General features: G+C 73.0%; 13 protein-coding genes. 8 read left to right on the forward strand and 5 right to left on the reverse strand.

What is annotated here, in order from left to right; all coding sequences use genetic code 11:
- Nucleotides 1–31: 31 nt before the first annotated feature.
- Both AC0NZQ_RS19970 and AC0NZQ_RS19975 read left to right on the forward strand, forming a co-directional pair.
- Entirely contained in the window at nt 32–2,008 is a 1,977-nt protein-coding gene (locus AC0NZQ_RS19970) for an FUSC family protein (RefSeq protein ID WP_474532039.1), read from the forward strand.
- Nucleotides 1,992–3,989: a S9 family peptidase gene (locus tag AC0NZQ_RS19975; protein ID WP_474531836.1), complete on the forward strand. Its 1,998-nt coding sequence runs from the start codon at nt 1,992–1,994 to the stop codon at nt 3,987–3,989. Before AC0NZQ_RS19970 ends, AC0NZQ_RS19975 begins: the two co-directional genes overlap by 17 nt.
- A 3-nt stretch (nt 3,990–3,992) precedes the next feature.
- Here AC0NZQ_RS19975 and AC0NZQ_RS19980 read toward each other — a convergent pair whose 3' ends face one another.
- Nucleotides 3,993–5,522: an MFS transporter gene (locus tag AC0NZQ_RS19980; RefSeq protein WP_474531837.1), complete on the reverse strand. Its 1,530-nt coding sequence runs from the start codon at nt 5,520–5,522 to the stop codon at nt 3,993–3,995.
- A gap of 110 nt (nt 5,523–5,632) precedes the next feature.
- Between AC0NZQ_RS19980 and AC0NZQ_RS19985 the strand changes: the two genes are divergently transcribed.
- Nucleotides 5,633–6,271, forward strand: coding sequence for a TetR/AcrR family transcriptional regulator (locus tag AC0NZQ_RS19985; RefSeq protein WP_474531838.1), 639 nt, complete (start codon nt 5,633–5,635; stop codon nt 6,269–6,271).
- A gap of 33 nt (nt 6,272–6,304) precedes the next feature.
- Here the strand turns inward: AC0NZQ_RS19985 and AC0NZQ_RS19990 are convergent, their stop codons facing one another.
- Entirely contained in the window at nt 6,305–7,006 is a 702-nt protein-coding gene (locus AC0NZQ_RS19990) for a DUF2470 domain-containing protein (RefSeq protein ID WP_474531839.1), read from the reverse strand.
- Nucleotides 7,003–7,209, reverse strand: a complete 207-nt coding sequence (locus AC0NZQ_RS19995; RefSeq protein ID WP_474531840.1) for a hypothetical protein — start codon at nt 7,207–7,209, stop codon at nt 7,003–7,005. The genes AC0NZQ_RS19990 and AC0NZQ_RS19995 overlap by 4 nt, the downstream gene beginning before the upstream one ends.
- 82 nt (nt 7,210–7,291) lie before the next feature.
- Here AC0NZQ_RS19995 and AC0NZQ_RS20000 point away from each other — a divergent pair, with 82 nt between their 5' ends.
- Nucleotides 7,292–7,732: a hypothetical protein gene (locus tag AC0NZQ_RS20000; RefSeq protein WP_474531842.1), complete on the forward strand. Its 441-nt coding sequence runs from the start codon at nt 7,292–7,294 to the stop codon at nt 7,730–7,732.
- Between the two features lie 109 nt (nt 7,733–7,841).
- Here AC0NZQ_RS20000 and ald read toward each other — a convergent pair whose 3' ends face one another.
- Entirely contained in the window at nt 7,842–8,966 is a 1,125-nt protein-coding gene (ald, locus tag AC0NZQ_RS20005) for an alanine dehydrogenase (RefSeq protein ID WP_474532040.1), read from the reverse strand.
- A gap of 67 nt (nt 8,967–9,033) precedes the next feature.
- Between ald and AC0NZQ_RS20010 the strand changes: the two genes are divergently transcribed.
- From AC0NZQ_RS20010 to AC0NZQ_RS20025, 4 genes are all read left to right on the forward strand, one after another.
- On the forward strand, nt 9,034–9,561 hold the full coding sequence (locus AC0NZQ_RS20010; RefSeq protein ID WP_474531843.1) for an Lrp/AsnC family transcriptional regulator: 528 nt from the start codon (nt 9,034–9,036) through the stop codon (nt 9,559–9,561).
- A 109-nt stretch (nt 9,562–9,670) separates the two neighbouring features.
- Nucleotides 9,671–10,654, forward strand: a complete 984-nt coding sequence (locus AC0NZQ_RS20015; RefSeq protein ID WP_474531844.1) for an ABC transporter ATP-binding protein — start codon at nt 9,671–9,673, stop codon at nt 10,652–10,654.
- On the forward strand, nt 10,651–12,009 hold the full coding sequence (locus AC0NZQ_RS20020) for an ABC transporter permease (protein WP_474531845.1): 1,359 nt from the start codon (nt 10,651–10,653) through the stop codon (nt 12,007–12,009). Before AC0NZQ_RS20015 ends, AC0NZQ_RS20020 begins: the two co-directional genes overlap by 4 nt.
- Nucleotides 12,010–12,030: 21 nt before the next feature.
- A complete protein-coding gene (locus AC0NZQ_RS20025; RefSeq protein ID WP_474531846.1) occupies nt 12,031–14,835 on the forward strand; it encodes a bifunctional YncE family protein/alkaline phosphatase family protein in 2,805 nt (934 codons plus the stop codon).
- A gap of 47 nt (nt 14,836–14,882) precedes the next feature.
- Here AC0NZQ_RS20025 and AC0NZQ_RS20030 read toward each other — a convergent pair whose 3' ends face one another.
- The gene (locus AC0NZQ_RS20030; protein WP_474531847.1) at nt 14,883–15,755 is read right to left on the reverse strand and encodes an SCO6745 family protein; all 873 of its coding nucleotides are present in this window, start codon (nt 15,753–15,755) and stop codon (nt 14,883–14,885) included.
- Nucleotides 15,756–15,820: the final 65 nt, after the last annotated feature.

Genomic DNA, 15,820 nt, shown 5'->3' on the forward strand with positions numbered 1-15,820 from the left:
GCCCGGACCGTACCGGCTGCGCATCCTGCGAATGCTCGGCGTCGCCGTGGCCGCAGCCAGCACGAGCGCGCTGGCGGTCGCCACCTCCGAGCAGCCCGTCCTCTCCGTCCTGCTGCTCGGCGTGCTCGGTCTCGGCGCCGGACTCCTGCTCACCGCCGGCCCCAGCGCCACCCAGTTCGGCATCGCCGCGACAGCCGCGGCGCTCGTGCTGGGACACATCCCGCAGTCGCCGTCCCATGCGCTGCACGTCGGGCTGCTCGTCCTCGCCGGCGGGGCCGGTCAGACGCTGCTGGCGGTGGCGGCCTGGCCGCTCGGCCGGCACCGTCCCGAACGAGCCGCCCTCGCCGCGCTGTACCGGGAGCTCGCAGTCGCCGCCCGGGCGCAGCACGGGGCAGCGGTGGGGCCGCCCGCCGGCGACGCGCTCGGCGGCGCCCGCGCCACGCTCTACGGCCTGGGGCACGACCACGGCCGCAGCGTCGAGGCCTACCGGGTGCTGCTCGACGAGGCCGAACGGATCCGTCGGGAGCTGCTCGCGGCCACGGCCTTCGCCGAACGGCTCGCCGAGCAGGGCAACCCGATCCTCGCCGGACTGGTGCGCGGCTCGCTCACCTCGGCAGGTTCGGTCCTCGACGACGTCGCCGCTGCCCTGCTGGCCGGCCGGCAGGTGGACGAGGAGGTGCTGGTCCGCGCCCGCCGGACCCTCGGCCACACCGTCGACCGGCTCGAGCAGAGCGTCCACGCCCCCGGTGAGGTGACGCGGCGGGCCGCGGCGGCGCGGCTGCGGGCGCTGTCGGGACAGCTGCGCGCCGTCGTCGAGAGCTCCCGGGCCGGCGCCAGCGAGGGCCGCAGCGAGGCCGACACCGACGGCCGGGACGGCTCGTCGCGGGCCGAGGAGGCCGCCGTCCGTCGACTGCTGCACGATCCGATCGCCATCGTCCGGGCCAATCTCACCCCCGACTCGGCCGTCACCCGCCACGCCGTGCGCCTCGCCCTGCTGCTCGCCGGCTCGGATGCCGTCGTCCGCCTGCTCGGCCTGGAGCGCGGCTACTGGGTCTCGCTGACGCTGCTGGTGGTGATGCGCCCCGACTTCGGTGCGACGCTGCAGCGCTCGGTGATGCGCACGCTGGGGACGATCGTGGGGCTGCTGCTGGCCACCGAGCTGGTCCACTGGGTGCCGGGCGGCGACTGGTGGCACGTCGCCCTCGTCGTCGCCTTCGCCTTCGGCATGCGCTTCGCCGGCCCCGGCAACGTCGGCCTCACCGCGGTCAGCCTCTCGGCACTGGTGGTGGTGCTGCTGCAGATCGAGGGTTTCCCGGCGCGGGAGACCGTCGTCGACCGTGGTCTGGCCACCCTCGTCGGCGGTGCGCTGGCCGTGGTGGCGGCGCTGGCGCTGCCGGCCTGGGAGCGGCAGTTCGTGCCGACTCGCCTCGCCGACGTGCTCCGCGCCTACCGGAGCTACCTCGACGCCATCGTCCGGCCCGAGCGGGACCGTGCCGCCGACCGGGCCCGGCTGGCCGCCACCCGTGCCGCGAGCCGGCTGGCCCGGACCAACGCCCAGGCCTCGGTCGATCGTGCCGCCGCCGAGCCGGTCCCGGCCCGGGCGCAGGTCGAGCTGGGCCGAGCCGTGCTGGCCCACTCGCATCGCTTCGTCCACGCCGCGCTCATCGTCGACGCCGTCCGGCGCCAGGTCCGCGAAGCCGGCGGGCTTCCGCTGCTGGCGGAGTTCACCGCCGACGTCGACACCGCCATGGACCGGCTCGTCGAGGCGCTGGAGTCCGGCACGCCGCCCGGCGCCCTGCCACGCCTGCGCGCGCGGCAGCACGAGCTCGCCGAGCGGCTGGACGCCGCTCCGGAGGCGGTCGGCGGCACCGAGCTCGCCACCGCGCTCACCGATGCCACGGACCGGATCACCAACAGCCTCGACACGCTGGCAGCCGAGATGCGGCGACTGCTCGGTGAGTCAGGCGAGCCGGCCCGGATACCGTCGCAGGATGGCTCCGGAACCTGACACCTCCCTCGACAGTCCCTGGGCAGACCTCGCCGCCTTCGCGGCGCTGCCGCGCCTCACCGGTCTCGCGCTGAGCCCGGACGGCACCCGCCTCGTGGTCACCAGGCAGGAACCGGACGCCGACGGGGCGCGCTACGTCTCCGCGCTGTGGCAGGTCCCGCTGGACGGCGGCGAGCCGGTGCGGCTGACCCGCTCGGAGAAGGGCGAGTCGGCGCCGGCCTTCACCCCGTCCGGTGACCTGCTCTTCACCTCGGCCCGGCCGGCCCCGGAGAGCGACGACGAGCCGGGACTCTGGTCGCTGGGCCCGGTGGGGGAGCCGACGCGCCTCGCACGCCGGGCCGGTGGCCTCGGCGGAGCCGTCGTGGCCCGCGCCGCCGGTACGGTGATCGTCGCCGGCAGCCGGCTGACCCACACCCGCGACGATGCGGACGACGCGCAGCGCCGCGCCACCCGCAAGGAGCGCCGCATCACCGCGATCCTGCACGACGGCATGCCGATCCGGTACTGGGACCACGAGCTCGGCGACGAGTCGCCGCGGCTGTTCCGGGTGGGCGCCGACGGCGAGCTGACGGACCTCCTGCCGCAGGCCACTACCGAGCTGGTCAACGCCGCCTGTTCGATCAGCGCCGACGGCGCGACGCTGGCGACGACCTGGCATCCGCGCGGACCCCGGGGCACCCGCCGGCGCTCCTACGCCGTCCTGGACCTCACCACCGGACAGCAGCGCGTCGTCGACCCGCCCGAGGGTCACGATTACGACGCACCGGTCGTCTCTCCGGACGGCCGTCGCATCGCGGTGGTCCGGGGACGGACGCCGCGCTTCGAGGTGTCGCCGCGCTGGCTGCTCGAGGTCCACACCGTCGACGGCGGCGACGGCGGCGACATCGTCGTCGCCGAGCTGGGCGATCTCGGCCCCGCCACCCCGGTCTGGTCGGCCGACAGCGAGGTCCTCTACGCCACCGGCGACCTGCACGGTCGCGGCGCCGTGATGGCCGTGGACCCGGCGACCGGTGCCGCCCGGACACTGGTCGACGACGCCGTCTACACCGACCTCGCGCCGACGCCGGACGGCACCGCGCTCTACGCGCTGCGCTCCACGGTGGCCGAGCCCCCGCGCCCCGGCAGGCTGGAGGTGGCGAGCGGGCGGTGGCAGCCGTTGACCACCCCTGCTCCGGTGCCGCCACGTCCCGGCCGGGTCGAGGAGGTCTGGCACGCCGGCGTCCACGCCTGGCTCGTCACGCCGGACGGCGACGGTCCGCACCCGGTGATGCAGTGGATCCACGGTGGCCCGCTCGCGTCGTTCAACACCTGGTCGTGGCGGTGGAACCCGTGGGTGGCGGTGGCGCACGGCTGGGCGGTGATCCTGCCGGACCCGGCGCTGTCGACCGGCTACGGCAACGACTGCCTGGACCGTGCCTGGCCCTACCGGGCGGACCGGGTGTGGGGTGAGGTTGAGTCGGTCCTGGACCACCTGCTCGCCCGTCCCGAGCTGGACGAGAGCCGCACCGCCCTGCTGGGGGCGTCTTTCGGCGGTTTCATGACCAACTGGATCGCCGGCCACACCGACCGCTTCGCCGCCATCGTGACGCACGCCGGGCTCTGGGCGCTGGACCAGCAGCACGCCACCACCGACGCCGCCGATTTCAAGACCGGGGTGTTCGGCCGCGTGGCCGAACACCCCGGTTGGTATGCGGACTACTCGCCGCACCACTTCCTCGACGAGATCGTCACGCCGATGTTGATCGTTCACGGCAACCGGGACTACCGGGTGCCGGTGAGCGAGGCGCTACGCCTGTGGTGGGATCTCGTCAGCTCCTGGGACGGCGAACCCGACGAGCTGCCTCACCGCTTCCTGCAGCTGACGGGGGAGAACCACTGGGTCCTCTCGCCGGCGAACGCCGAGATCTGGTACGACGTGGTGCTCGGCTTCTGCGGCCAGCGGGTGCTGGGGCGCCACTGGGAGCCGTCGTCCCTGCTCTGATCGTCAGACATGCGCGGCCGCCTTGCGGGGACGCATCACCACGGCGATGAGGGCGAGGGTCACGGCGAGGAAGGCCGCCGCCGTCCAGAACGCGGTGTCCGCGCCGTGGACGAAGGTGAGCCGCGCCGCGTCGGCGGCCGCCGTCCCGGCCGGCACGTCGAAGCTGCTGGTGGCGGCGCCGAAGACGGTGACGAGCACCGCCAGCCCGAGCGATCCGCCGACCTGCTGCATGACGTTGACCAGGCCGGAGGCGGCGCCGGAGTCCTTGGCGTCGACACCCTCCAGCGCTGCCGAGGTCAGCGGGACGAAGGCGAGCCCGTTGCCGAGGGCGAAGACGGTCAGCGGGCCGAGCAGCGAGCCGTAGCCGCTGGTCGCGTCGAGCTGGGTCAGCCACACCATGCCGAGCGTGGAGAAGGTGAGCCCCACGAGCATGAGCCGACGGCCGCCGAAGCGTTCGACGAGGAACCGCGCCGCGAGCTGCGAGGCGACGAAGACCGAGATGGGCATCGGCAGGAAGGCGAAGCCGGTCTTGAGGTCGCTGTAGCCGAGCACCCCGTGCAGGAACTGCGTGAGGAAGAAAAACATCCCCATCATCCCGGCGACCAGCAGCAGCCGGCCGACGTAGGCGCTGGCCCGCACCCGGTCGGCGAAGAGCCGCAGCGGGGTGATCGGCGACGCGGCGCGACGCTCGGTCACCACGAAGCCGGCGAGCAGCACGAGCCCTGCGGCGAAGGAGGCGATCGTCAGCGCATTGCCCCAGCCGTCGGAGGCCGCGTGGACGAAGCCGTAGACGAGCGCACCCATGCCGAGGGTGGAGGTGACGGCGCCGGTGACGTCGAAACGGCCGGGGGTGCGGGCGGTCCGCGGCAGCACCGGGAGCGCGGCGACGAGCAGGACGGCGCCGATCGGGACGTTCACGAAGAGCACCCAGCGCCAGGACGCCCACTCGCTGAGCATGCCGCCGGCGACGAGCCCGATGGCGGCCCCGCCGATGGAGACGGCGGTGTACCAGCCGAGGGCGCGGGTGCGCTCGCGGGCGCCGGTGAACATGGTCATCAGCAGGGCGAGGGCAGCCGGCGAGGCGAGGGCCCCACCGATGCCCTGGATGGCACGGGCCACGAGGAGCTGTCCGGCCGTCTGGGCGAAGCCGCCGGCCAGCGAGGCGGCGGTGAAGAGCCCGATACCGGTGAGGAAGACCTGGCGGCGGCCGAGGATGTCGCCGGCGCGGGCGCCGAGCAGCAGCAGTCCGCCGAAGGTGAGGGTGTAGGCGTTGATCACCCAGGAGAGGCCGGCCGCGGAGAAGCCGAGGTCGGTGCGGATGTCCGGCAGGGCGATGTTCACGATCGTGGCGTCCAGCACCACCATCAGCTGGCAGACCAGGATGACGGCGAGGACGACGGCGTTGCTCGCCGCGCCGCGCGGGCCGGCCGAGCGGCGGGTGAGCCGGGGCAGGCGGCGGACGGGGTAGCCCCGGGTGAGGGCGGGTCGTACGTCAGGAGTGGTTGGGGTCGATGTCTCGATGGATGTGGTCACGAGCGAACCTCGACATCAGGTAGTAGCATCAGGAAACGGATGGATCCTCCGGTACGACAAACGATACGGAGGGCCCCTCCGTTTCCGCAAGTCCATTTCTGGAGGTCGGCGTGTCGCAGGCAGTGGAGCCCGCGGTGGAGCAGGCGGCGGCAGCCCCCGACACGGGGGAGGGCAAGGCGGCCAAGCCGTTGCGTGCGGATGCCGCGCGCAACCGTGAGCTGCTGATCGCCACGGCCGCGCAGGCCTTCGAGGAGCGTGGCGCGGAGGCCCCGCTGGAGGAGATCGCCAAGCGCGCCGGAGTCGGTATCGGCACGCTCTACCGGCACTTCCCGACGCGGGACGCGCTGCTCGAGGCGGTGTACCGGCGCGAGGTGGAGACGCTCTGCGACGGCGTGCAGCAGCTGCGTGAGAAGCATGAGCCTGTCGAGGCGCTCGCGCAGTGGATGCGACAGTTCGTCGTCTACGTGGCCCGCAAGCGGGGCATGGCGCAAGCTCTCAAGTCCGCTCTCGGTCCGGAGAACACCCTCTTCGCCGACAGCCACGCCCGGATCCGTGAGGCGCTGGACGCGCTCGTCGGTGACGCCGTCGCCGCCGGTCAGGTGCGTGGCGACGTCGAGCCGCTGGATCTCATGCGCGCGCTCTCCGGGATCTGCATGGCTGCCGATCCCAGTGGCGGCAACGCCGCCACGACGCGGATCGTCGAGCTGCTGCTGGACGGCCTGCGGTACGGGGTGCCGACCGCGCGCTGAGCCCGAGCTGACCCCTGAGCGCCGCCGCTCGGGTCAGCTGTGCAGGGTGGCGCTCAGCTGCGCCGCCAACTCACCCGGGCAGCCGGCGCGTCGCGCGAACCGGATCCGGGCCCGGTGGGCGCCGCGGAGGTCCACCCAGCGGACGTCGACCCCGGTGGCGTCCAACTCCGCCAGCTCGGCGGCGATGATCTCGTCGGGGGCGATGCCCCGCAGGCCCGCGACGAAGTCTCGCAGCTGCGAGCCGTGACTGGCGTTGGTGTGCCGCAGGATCCGCTGCGCCGTGGGCCGCATCGGGTCGGGGACCGCCGCCGTCCAGGCGTCGAGGGGGACGGTCCGGTAACCGACCGGGCGGCCGTCGGGCTGATCGTGCTCGAGGACGACCGTGTGCACCAGCAGTCCCACGGCGACGACGCCCTCGGCCGGGTCCACCTCGGGGTCGGGTGCGGCCAGGACGGCCAGGTGGCCGCCGAGGACGAGCTGGGTCCACCCCGTGTGCGCACCGGCGGGGACGGCGAGCACGGCCCCCTGCCGGGCCCGGGCGGCGTCCACCAGCGCGGTGTCGGCCGGGACCACGAAGGTCGGACGGCCGCCGTCGTCGAAGAAGGTGGCGTCCTGCAGTGACGCGGCGGCGTCGGCCAGTCCGCGCACGTGCAGCGTCCCGCCCTCGGCCAGCGCGAGGATCTCCCGGGCGAGCAGCGCGTGGTCGCGGGAGCGCGCGGTGCCGATGCCGGTCATCCTGCGCTCCGGGCCACGAGCGACTCGGCCATCCCGGCGCGACGGGCGACATCGCCGACGAGGTGTCGGCAGACCGCTGCCACCTCGGCGCGGTCGACCCGGCGCATCATGCGCTCGCACGACTCGTCCGGGGCGATGTCGAGACCGAGATCGATGCTGAGCTCACGGCTCAGCCCGCGAACACTGCTCCTGCTGACCGGCACGGCGCCTCCTCGTTAGGTTAGGCAACCCTAACCCAGTCGGGCCGGCTCCGGAAGGTGCCCCGGCGCTGCCTACTGTGGAGTCATGTCGGGGCTGTTCCAGTGGGAGCCGGTGGCCGAGGACCCCGACGACGATCCGGACCGCGACTCGGACGACGCCCGTGACGGCGCTGACAGTGCCGATACTGCCGATACCTCCGCCGGGGAGCTCACCGATCCCGCTCGCCGCCGTCGGGTCCGCGCGCTCGTCATCGGCTGCGTCCTGGGCGCTGTCGTGATCGTCGTCGTGGCCGTGCTCGGAACCCTGGTGCTCTCCCGCGAGCTGGACAAGCACGACCGTTCCAAGGCCGACGTCATCCGGGCCACGTACGCCACGACCTACCAGCGCTGCCGGGCCGACGGTGGCGTCGAGTCGCGGTGCGAGCAGCAGGCTTCGCGCGCCTGCGTCGCCGACGACCGGTGGCGCGACAGCGACCCGCCCGAGGACCTCGTCCGGGCGTGCGACTTCAGCCGCGGTGCGGGGTGACCGCAGGCCGGCAGGTGATCACGAGGGCGAGGTGGTCGTCATGACGACCACGCTGCCCTCTCGATCACCACGCTGCGGCGCTACGTCGCGGGGCTGACGCCGCCCCGGTTCAGCCGAGGACGTCGGCGAGTGCCACCGCGTCGTAACCGTGCGCCTCGGCGACCGGGGCGTTGGTGAGCTGCCCCTCGTGCGTGTTGAGGCCGAGGGCCAACGCGGGATCCGAGCGCAGCGCGTCGCGCCAGCCGCGGTTGGCCAGCTCGACGGCGTAGGGCAGTGTCACGTTGGTGAGCGCGTAGGTGGAGGTGTGCGGCACCGCGCCGGGCATGTTGGCCACGCAGTAGAAGACCGAGTCGTGCACCCGGTAGGTGGGCTCGGCGTGGGTGGTGGGGCGCGAGTCCTCGAAGCAGCCGCCCTGGTCGATGGAGATGTCGACCAGCACCGAGCCGGGCTTCATCCGCGACACCAGCTCGTTGCTGACGATCGTCGGCGCCTTGGCGCCCGGAACGAGCACGGCGCCGATGACCAGATCGGCGTCCAGGACGGCCTTCTCGACCTCGTAGGCGTTCGAGGCGACGGTCTGGCAGTGGCCCTGGTAGATGGCGTCCATCTGCCGCAGCCGCGCGACGTTCTTGTCCAGCAGCACGACCTCGGCCTGCATGCCGAGGGCGATGGCGGCGGCGTTCTGACCCGAGACGCCGGCGCCGATGACGACGACCTTCGCGGCGTAGACGCCGGGGACGCCGCCCATGAGGGTGCCGCGGCCACCGCCCTGGCGCATCAGGTGGTACGCGCCGACCTGCGGTGCGATACGTCCCGCGACCTCGGACATCGGCGCGAGCAGCGGCAGCGAGTTGTCCGCCAGTTGCACCGTCTCGTAGGCGATGCCGGTGGTCCCGGCGGCCAGCAGCGCGTCGGTGCAGGGCTTGTCGGCGGCGAGGTGCAGGTAGGTGAAGAGCACCTGGTCCTTGCCGCGCAGCTGCATCCGCGGGTACTCCTCGGCGATGGGCTCCTTGACCTTGAGCACCATGTCCGCGCTGCCCCACACCTCGTCGGCGGTGGGGAGGATGCGCGCGCCCGCGGCGACGTAGACGTCGTCGGGGATCGAGGAGCCGACACCGGCGCCCTCTTCGATCACGACCTGATGGCCGTGCCGGACGAGCTCGTGCACGCCCGCCGGGGTGATGGCCACCCGGAACTCGTTGTTTTTGACCTCGCGAGGAACGCCGACCAGCATGCGACGAGGATGAAGGATGCGCGGTGACTCGACCAGAGGCATGACGAAGATTCTGTAATCTGCATCAATGAGCGTCGATCGTTCTCCACGGCCGGGTCTCGCGGCAGATGCTCCGAACATCCTTCGGGCCGAACGTGACCCGGTGCCCCTCGACGACACCGACCGGCGGCTGCTGCGACTGCTCGCCGCCGACGCCCGGATGCCGAACAACGCGCTGGCGGCTCGGGCCGGCATCGCCCCCTCCACCTGCCTGGGACGGATACGCGCCCTGCGGGAGCGAGGGGTGATCCGTGGCTATCACGCCGACATCGACCCCGCCGCGCTGGGCCGGCCGATCCAGGCCATGATCGCGGTCCGGCTGCAGGCCGGCGCCCGCGGTCACATCCCCGACTTCATGGCCCGCATCGCCGAGCTGCCGGAGGTCATCAACGTCTTCTTCCTCGGCGGCGCCGACGACTTCCACGTCCACATCGCCGCGCGCAGCAGCGAGAACCTGCGGGACTTCGTCGTGGTGAACCTCAGCGGCAACCCCGACGTGGCGCTCACCGAGACCAACCTGATCTTCGAGCACGTCCGGGCCGGGCTGACCCACTGAGCGGTTCGTCCGCTCGCGCGGCGGATGTCCGAGATGGACGTTTCGCGTTCATCGCCGGTTCAAAGCACGCTGACCCGGGAGTTGGCTGTGTCTCCGTAGCTTCGCCGACGTGGCTGCAGGGGACGGCTCGGACGGTGTCGCCGTCCGGGCGCGGGGGATCGGCAAGTGCTTCGGCGACGTCGTCGCGCTCGACGGGGTCGACCTCGACATCCCCGCCGGCAGCGTCCACGGCCTGATCGGACCCAACGGCGCGGGCAAGACGACGCTGCTCGGTCTGCTGTTGCACCTGGTGCAGCCGGACAGCGGGACGCTGCAGATCCTGGGCCAGCCCGCGAGCCGCACCCTCGACCTTCCCGCCGGTGTCGCGGGCTTCGTGGACGGACCCGGCCTCTACCCGTCACTGACCGCGCGACAGAACCTCGACACCGCCGTCCGGCTGCGCGGCGCGCGTCCCGACCGCGCGGCCGTCACCCGTGCCCTGGTCGAGGTGGGGCTGGCCGAGGTCGCCGACGATCGGGTGCGCGGCTTCTCGCTCGGCATGCGGCAGCGGCTGGGGCTCGCCGCCGCGCTGCTCGCCTCGCCCCGACTGCTGGTGCTCGACGAGCCGGCCAACGGCCTCGATCCCGCCGGCACCCGCAGCGTGTACCGGGTGCTGACGCGGCTGGCGGGCGAGGGGACGGCCGTCGTGCTCTCCGGCCACCGCATGGACGACTTGGCCTCGCTCTGCAGTGACGTCACCGTGCTCTGTGCCGGACGCGTCGTCTTCACCGGTCCGGTCGGCAAGCTCGCCGCCGAGATCGGCGAGCTGGACTACCGGCTGCGTACCTCCGACATCGCCGCCGCCCGTCGCGTCGCCGCCGCCGTGGGCGGCCTGCTGGTGCTCCCGGACGACGAGCTGCTGCAGCGCCGCGATCAGGAGGCACTGCTGGTCCGGGGCGCCGTCACCACCCTGGACGACCTGGTGGCGCGGCTGGTGGCCGAGCAGGTCGCCGTCCGCGAGTTCGCCCCGGTGATCTCGCCGCTGGAGGCGGCGTTCCTGGCCCTCACGCAGGACTCGCTGACGCCGAGCTCCCCGACCGGAGGTGGGCGATGACCGCCACGCTGTCCCGCCCGTCCAGCTCCGACCGGGCCGTGCCGGCACCAGCTGCGCTGCGGCACGCGCTGCGCTTCGAGATCGTCAAGCTGGCCTCGCAGTGGCGGCTGCGGCTCGTCGTCGCGCTCTGCGTGCTCGCTCCGGCGGGCTTCGTCGCGGTCGTGGCGCAGCAGAGCTCGCTGCCGGCCGACACCGTCTTCGGCCGCTGGATGGGTCAGAGCGGCTGGGCCGGTCCGCTGGTCGTGCTCGCCTTCGGCGGCAGCTGGGCGCTCCCGCTGCTCACCTCGCTGGTGGCCGGAGACATCTTCGCCGGCGAGGATCGCCTCGGCACCTGGCGGCATCTGCTCGTGGCGGTCCGGTCACCGCGCCGCATCTTCGCGGCCAAGGCGCTGGCCAGCCTCGGCACGATCGTCGTGCTGGTGGTGATAATCGCCGCGTCCAGCATCGCCGGCGGCCTGCTCGCTGTCGGTGATCAGCCGCTCGTCGGCCTGGACGGCCACCTGCTCGCCCCGGCCGAGGCCGCCGGCGCCGTGCTGCTGGCCTGGCTCTGCGCGCTGGCGCCCACCCTCGCCTTCGCCGCCATCGGCCTGCTCGGCTCCGTGCTCTTCGGCCGCTCGCCGATGGGTCTGGTCACGCCCGCGCTGCTGGCCGTCGCCCTCAACGTGGCGCAGCTGGTGCCGCTGCCGGCTGCTGTCCGGATCGCCCTGCCCGGCTACGCCTTCATCGGCTGGCGTGGCCTGTTCACCGCCCCCGCACAGACCCAGCCGCTGCTGATCGGCGTCGGGGTGAGCCTGGTCTGGACCGCCGTCGCGACCGCCGTCGCGTACGCCGTCTTCGTCCGGCGCGACTTCACCGGCGTGGCCCATGACGGTGTCGGTCGGCGTGGCCTCGTCGCGGCCTCCGCCACGCTGGTGGCGCTGCTCGCGGTGACGATCGGGGTGCTGACCGCGGCGACGCCCGCCGCCGGCTCGGGTCTCGGCCGTCGCGGGGTGGAGAGCTCGGTCGCCACCAGCTTCGGCCACCTGTACCGGCTGCAGGCGCGCGAGCTGCGCCGTCCCGACGTCACCGAAGCGCAGCTGCGCAGCCGGGCGAGCTGTGACAAGGGCGGCTCGCTCGTCGCCGACTCCGGGCCCGGCAACGACTGGCGCTGCGTGGTCAGCTGGCACATCCCCGGCGCCCGGGCGACCGGCTCGGCGATCTACCAGCTCGACCTCACCCCGGACGGCCGCTACGTCGCCGACGGCGACGGTCCGCAGTCGGTCAACGGCTTCTTCCCGGTGCGCACCGACACCGGTGACGTCCCCAACCCGCTCTGGCAGTTCGACGGCCTCGTCGACCTGCTGTCGCAGTCCTGACTCCCTGTCGAAGGAAGACGCATGCCCGTTCAGCGCCCCGTCCAGGTCGTCCGCCGCCGCCGGTCCCGCACCCGCCGTCGCTACGGCCGGCTGATCACCGCGGGCGCCGCCGCCCTCGTCCTCGCCGGTGGCGCGGTCGCGGCCGCCGACACGACGCGTTTCGGCGACAACCTCGTGGGTGCGCAGACCCGTGACGGCCTGCAGATCAGCAGCGACCAGATCCTCGCCCCGATCGGCCAGCGCCTCGTCACCAAGTTCGGCAAGATCATGGCGTCGTCGGTCAGCAGCGACGGCCGCTACCTCGCCGCGAGCAGCACCGACAAGTCGGTGACGCTGCAGATCTTCGATCTACGCAGCTACCAGCTGATCTGGACCGTCGGCACCGCGACCTTCGTCAACCAGAAGCTCTCCGACACCACCGTGGGGCAGGGTGCGCCGGTCTACTCGCCGGACGGGAAGTTCCTCTGGCTGCCGCAGCGGAAGGGCTTCACCCGCTTCGCCGTCAACGCCGACGGGACCCTCGGTACCGCGACCTCGGTGCCGCTCGCCTCGGCCGGGACGACCGCCGCCCTCCCCGGCAAGGCGGCGTTCTCGCCGGACGGTGCCACCCTCTACGCGCCCCTCAACGGACAGAACACGGTCGTGGCGCTCGACACCGCGACCGGCGCAGTCCGGCAGAGCTGGCAGGTGGGGATCGCGCCGCGGGAGGTCGCGCTGGTCGGCGGGACGCTGTACGTCAGCGACGAGGGCGGTCGCCGCGCGCTGCCGGGCGACACCACGATCAACTCCTACGGCACCGAGGTGCCGGCCGACCCGTACCTCGGGACCTCGACCACGGGCACCGTCAGCGTGATCGATCCGTCGCGGCCGGATGCCGAGGTCCGGTCGGTGCCGGTGGGGCTGCACCCCACGGCGCTCTTCTCGGCCGGGCGGGCGCTCTTCGTCACCAACACCACGGACGACTCGGTCTCGGTCATCGACACCCGCAGCGACCGGGTCGTCCAGACGATCGCCACGCGGCCCTGGGCGGCGTCGGCGGTCGGCTACGAGCCCACCGGCGTCGCCCTCACCGACGACGGCCGGTTGCTGGTCACGCTCGGCCGGGCCAACGCCGTCGCGGTGTACCGCTACTACGGCTCGCCGCAGCAGCCGGTGAGCCTGCTCGGTCTGCTGCCGACCGACTACTACCCGGCCGACGTGATCACCGCCGACGGTCGCGTCGTCGTCACCAACACTCGGGGCATCGACGCCCGCGGGCCCGAGCTGACCTTCGCCAAGGGCGCCGGGACGGTCCCGGCGACCGGCCACGGCACCCATGGCACCACCGCGTCACTGACCCGCTTCCGCCTCCCCGGCGACCGGGAGATCGCCCGAGACACCGCGACGGTCTTCCGCCAGAACGGCTGGGGCAGGCAGGACGTCCGGGAGACCCATGGCCGGCCCGTGGCGCCGGTGCCCGTGCCGAGACGCCTGGGGGACCCGTCGGTGATCAAGCACGTCTTCCTGCTCGTCAAGGAGAACCGCACCTACGACCAGGTCTACGGCGACATGACGCGCGGCAACGGCGACGCGTCATTGGCGCAGTTCGGCGCAAACGTGACGCCGAACCAGCACGCGCTCGCCACCCAGTTCGGGCTCTACGACAACACCTACGACATCGGCACCAACTCCGCCGAGGGTCACAACTGGCTGATGCAGGGCGACAACCCGGAGTACACGGAGTCCTCGGCCGGCGAGTACGAGCGCAGCTACGACACCGAGGACGACGTCCTGGGCCATCAGCGTTCGGGTTTCCTCTGGACGGCGGCGCAGAGCGCCGGCAACAGCGCGCGCAACTTCGGTGAGTTCACCCAGTTCGAGACCAAGCCCGCCGGCGCGACGTGGCAGAAGTACTACTGCGCGGCCCGCAGCGTGGACGCCGGCGGCGACCCGGCCCAGCTGACCGATCCGTCGCTGCAGCAGGACACCGAGTCGCCCATCCCGTCGCTCAACGCGATCACCGTCCACGAGTACCCGAAGTTCGACACCGCCATCCCGGACCTGTACCGCTACGGCATCTGGAAGCAGGATTTCGAGAAGAACGGCCCGGCGAACCTGAACATGCTCTGGCTCTCCAGCGACCACACCGGCGGCACCCCGGACCCGCGGGCGCAGGTGGCCGACGGCGACCTCGCGGTCGGCAAGATCGTCGACACGATCTCGCACTCGTCCTACTGGAAGAGCTCGGCGATCTTCGTCGTCGAGGACGACAGCCAGGACGGTGCCGACCATGTCGACGGTCACCGGGCACCGATCCAGATCATCAGCCCGTGGGCGCAGCACCACGCCGTCGACGACACGTACTACACGCAGCTGACCATGGTCCGCACCATCGAGCAGATCCTCGGCGCCCAGCCGCTGAACCAGAAGCTCGCGGCGGCGACCCCGATGACCTCGGCCTTCACCCGCAAGCCCGACCTCACGCCCTTCACCGCCGTGCCGAACCAGGTGCCGCTCACCGAGGGCGTCGCCGTCCCGCCGGCCTGCGGGGTCGACACCCTGGGTCGCACCGGCAGGGCCGCGACGGCGCTGCGGCGGCAACAGGCGACGATGCTCGAGGTTCCGGCGGCGCAGCAGCAGATCGCGCGGCAGTGGCAGGCTTGGCGATCACACCAGCGCTTCTCGGGCGCGACGGCGGTCCCGGACTATGCCAATCCCGAGCAGATGAACCGCTACACCTGGTATCAGGCGCACGAGTGGCGCCGGCCCTACCCGGGCGACGCGAGGATCTTTGCGCCGGACGAGGTACCGGGCGCCTACGTCCCCAGCCACAGCGACGGGGACTGACGGAGTCCGTGTCCCGGCCGGTCGGGCGACAGCTCGCCCGGCCGGGCTCAGGCCTTCGGCGCCGCGAAGACCTCGGCGGGGAAGGCCCCCGCCGCGACGATCTGACGCGTCAGCTGCTTACCGAGTTCACGCAGCCGCAGGGCTGCCGCCTCGCCGAGCGTGAGCCACGGCGTCTCGGACCGTCGGTCCGTGACCGTCTCGACCTCGGCGCGCAGGGCCCGGCCGGTCTCGGTGAGATCGCCGGCGGCGGTGAGCAGGCCACGCTCGGCCAGCACCGCGACCGCCGCCTGCCACTGCTCGTCGCTCCAACCGCGGGTCGTCTTGGCAGCGGTCACCGTGACACCGCGACCGGTCGCGGTGTGGGTCACCAGCGCCTCGAGCCCGGTCAGGCCGGCGCTGAGCAGCGCGGCGACGTGACCGTCGCCGCGGAACTCCCGCAGCAGCGTGATCGCGTGCCACAGCACCAGATGCGGCTGTTCCGGCCACGGCAACGAGGCGTGCCCGGCGAAGAGCGGTCGGCCGTCGACCGGCAGCCCCGCCGTCGCGGCCCGGGCGAGCTCGGCGGCCTCGGCCACCTCGGGCCCGGCGACCACGTCGTCACCGAGCAACCGCCGCCACGCCCGGTCGACGGCGCGGAGCCGGGCTGCGACGAGCGCATCGCAGGAGGCGAGCTCCCACGCCCGGGGGATCGCCCGGCCGACCGCCGCGGGGCTGAAGTTGTAGAAGGTCGCGGTGACAACCTCGGCCGCCACCGGCCCCATCGGCGCGGCTCGGCCGGCGAAGTAGTGGTACCGGGCCCGGTCGAGACCGGCGGCGGTGAACTCCTCGCCGGCTTCGGGCGCGAAATAGATGGCCGCGTGCAGCGAGTCCAGGGCGCGGTGGTGGCGGGCGGCTTCGCCGGCAGCGAGTTCGGAGGGCACGGACCGACCCTAGTGAGCCCTGCGGTGCGCCGCCGAAGCGCAGCGGTTGAACCGAAGCGCGCTCG

Source organism: Jatrophihabitans sp. sgz311053, from assembly GCF_056135305.1.

Coding starts and splice junctions, on each gene's coding strand:
- AC0NZQ_RS20000 (WP_474531842.1), top strand. CDS start 7,292: ATGTCGGGGCTGTTCCAGTGGGAGCCGGTGGCCGAGGACCCCGACGAC.
- AC0NZQ_RS20010 (WP_474531843.1), top strand. CDS start 9,034: ATGAGCGTCGATCGTTCTCCACGGCCGGGTCTCGCGGCAGATGCTCCG.
- AC0NZQ_RS20025 (WP_474531846.1), top strand. CDS start 12,031: ATGCCCGTTCAGCGCCCCGTCCAGGTCGTCCGCCGCCGCCGGTCCCGC.
- AC0NZQ_RS19990 (WP_474531839.1), bottom strand. CDS start 7,006: ATGACCGGCATCGGCACCGCGCGCTCCCGCGACCACGCGCTGCTCGCC.
- AC0NZQ_RS19975 (WP_474531836.1), top strand. CDS start 1,992: ATGGCTCCGGAACCTGACACCTCCCTCGACAGTCCCTGGGCAGACCTC.
- ald (WP_474532040.1), bottom strand. CDS start 8,966: ATGCTGGTCGGCGTTCCTCGCGAGGTCAAAAACAACGAGTTCCGGGTG.
- AC0NZQ_RS20020 (WP_474531845.1), top strand. CDS start 10,651: ATGACCGCCACGCTGTCCCGCCCGTCCAGCTCCGACCGGGCCGTGCCG.
- AC0NZQ_RS19970 (WP_474532039.1), top strand. CDS start 32: ATGCTCGGCGTCGCCGTGGCCGCAGCCAGCACGAGCGCGCTGGCGGTC.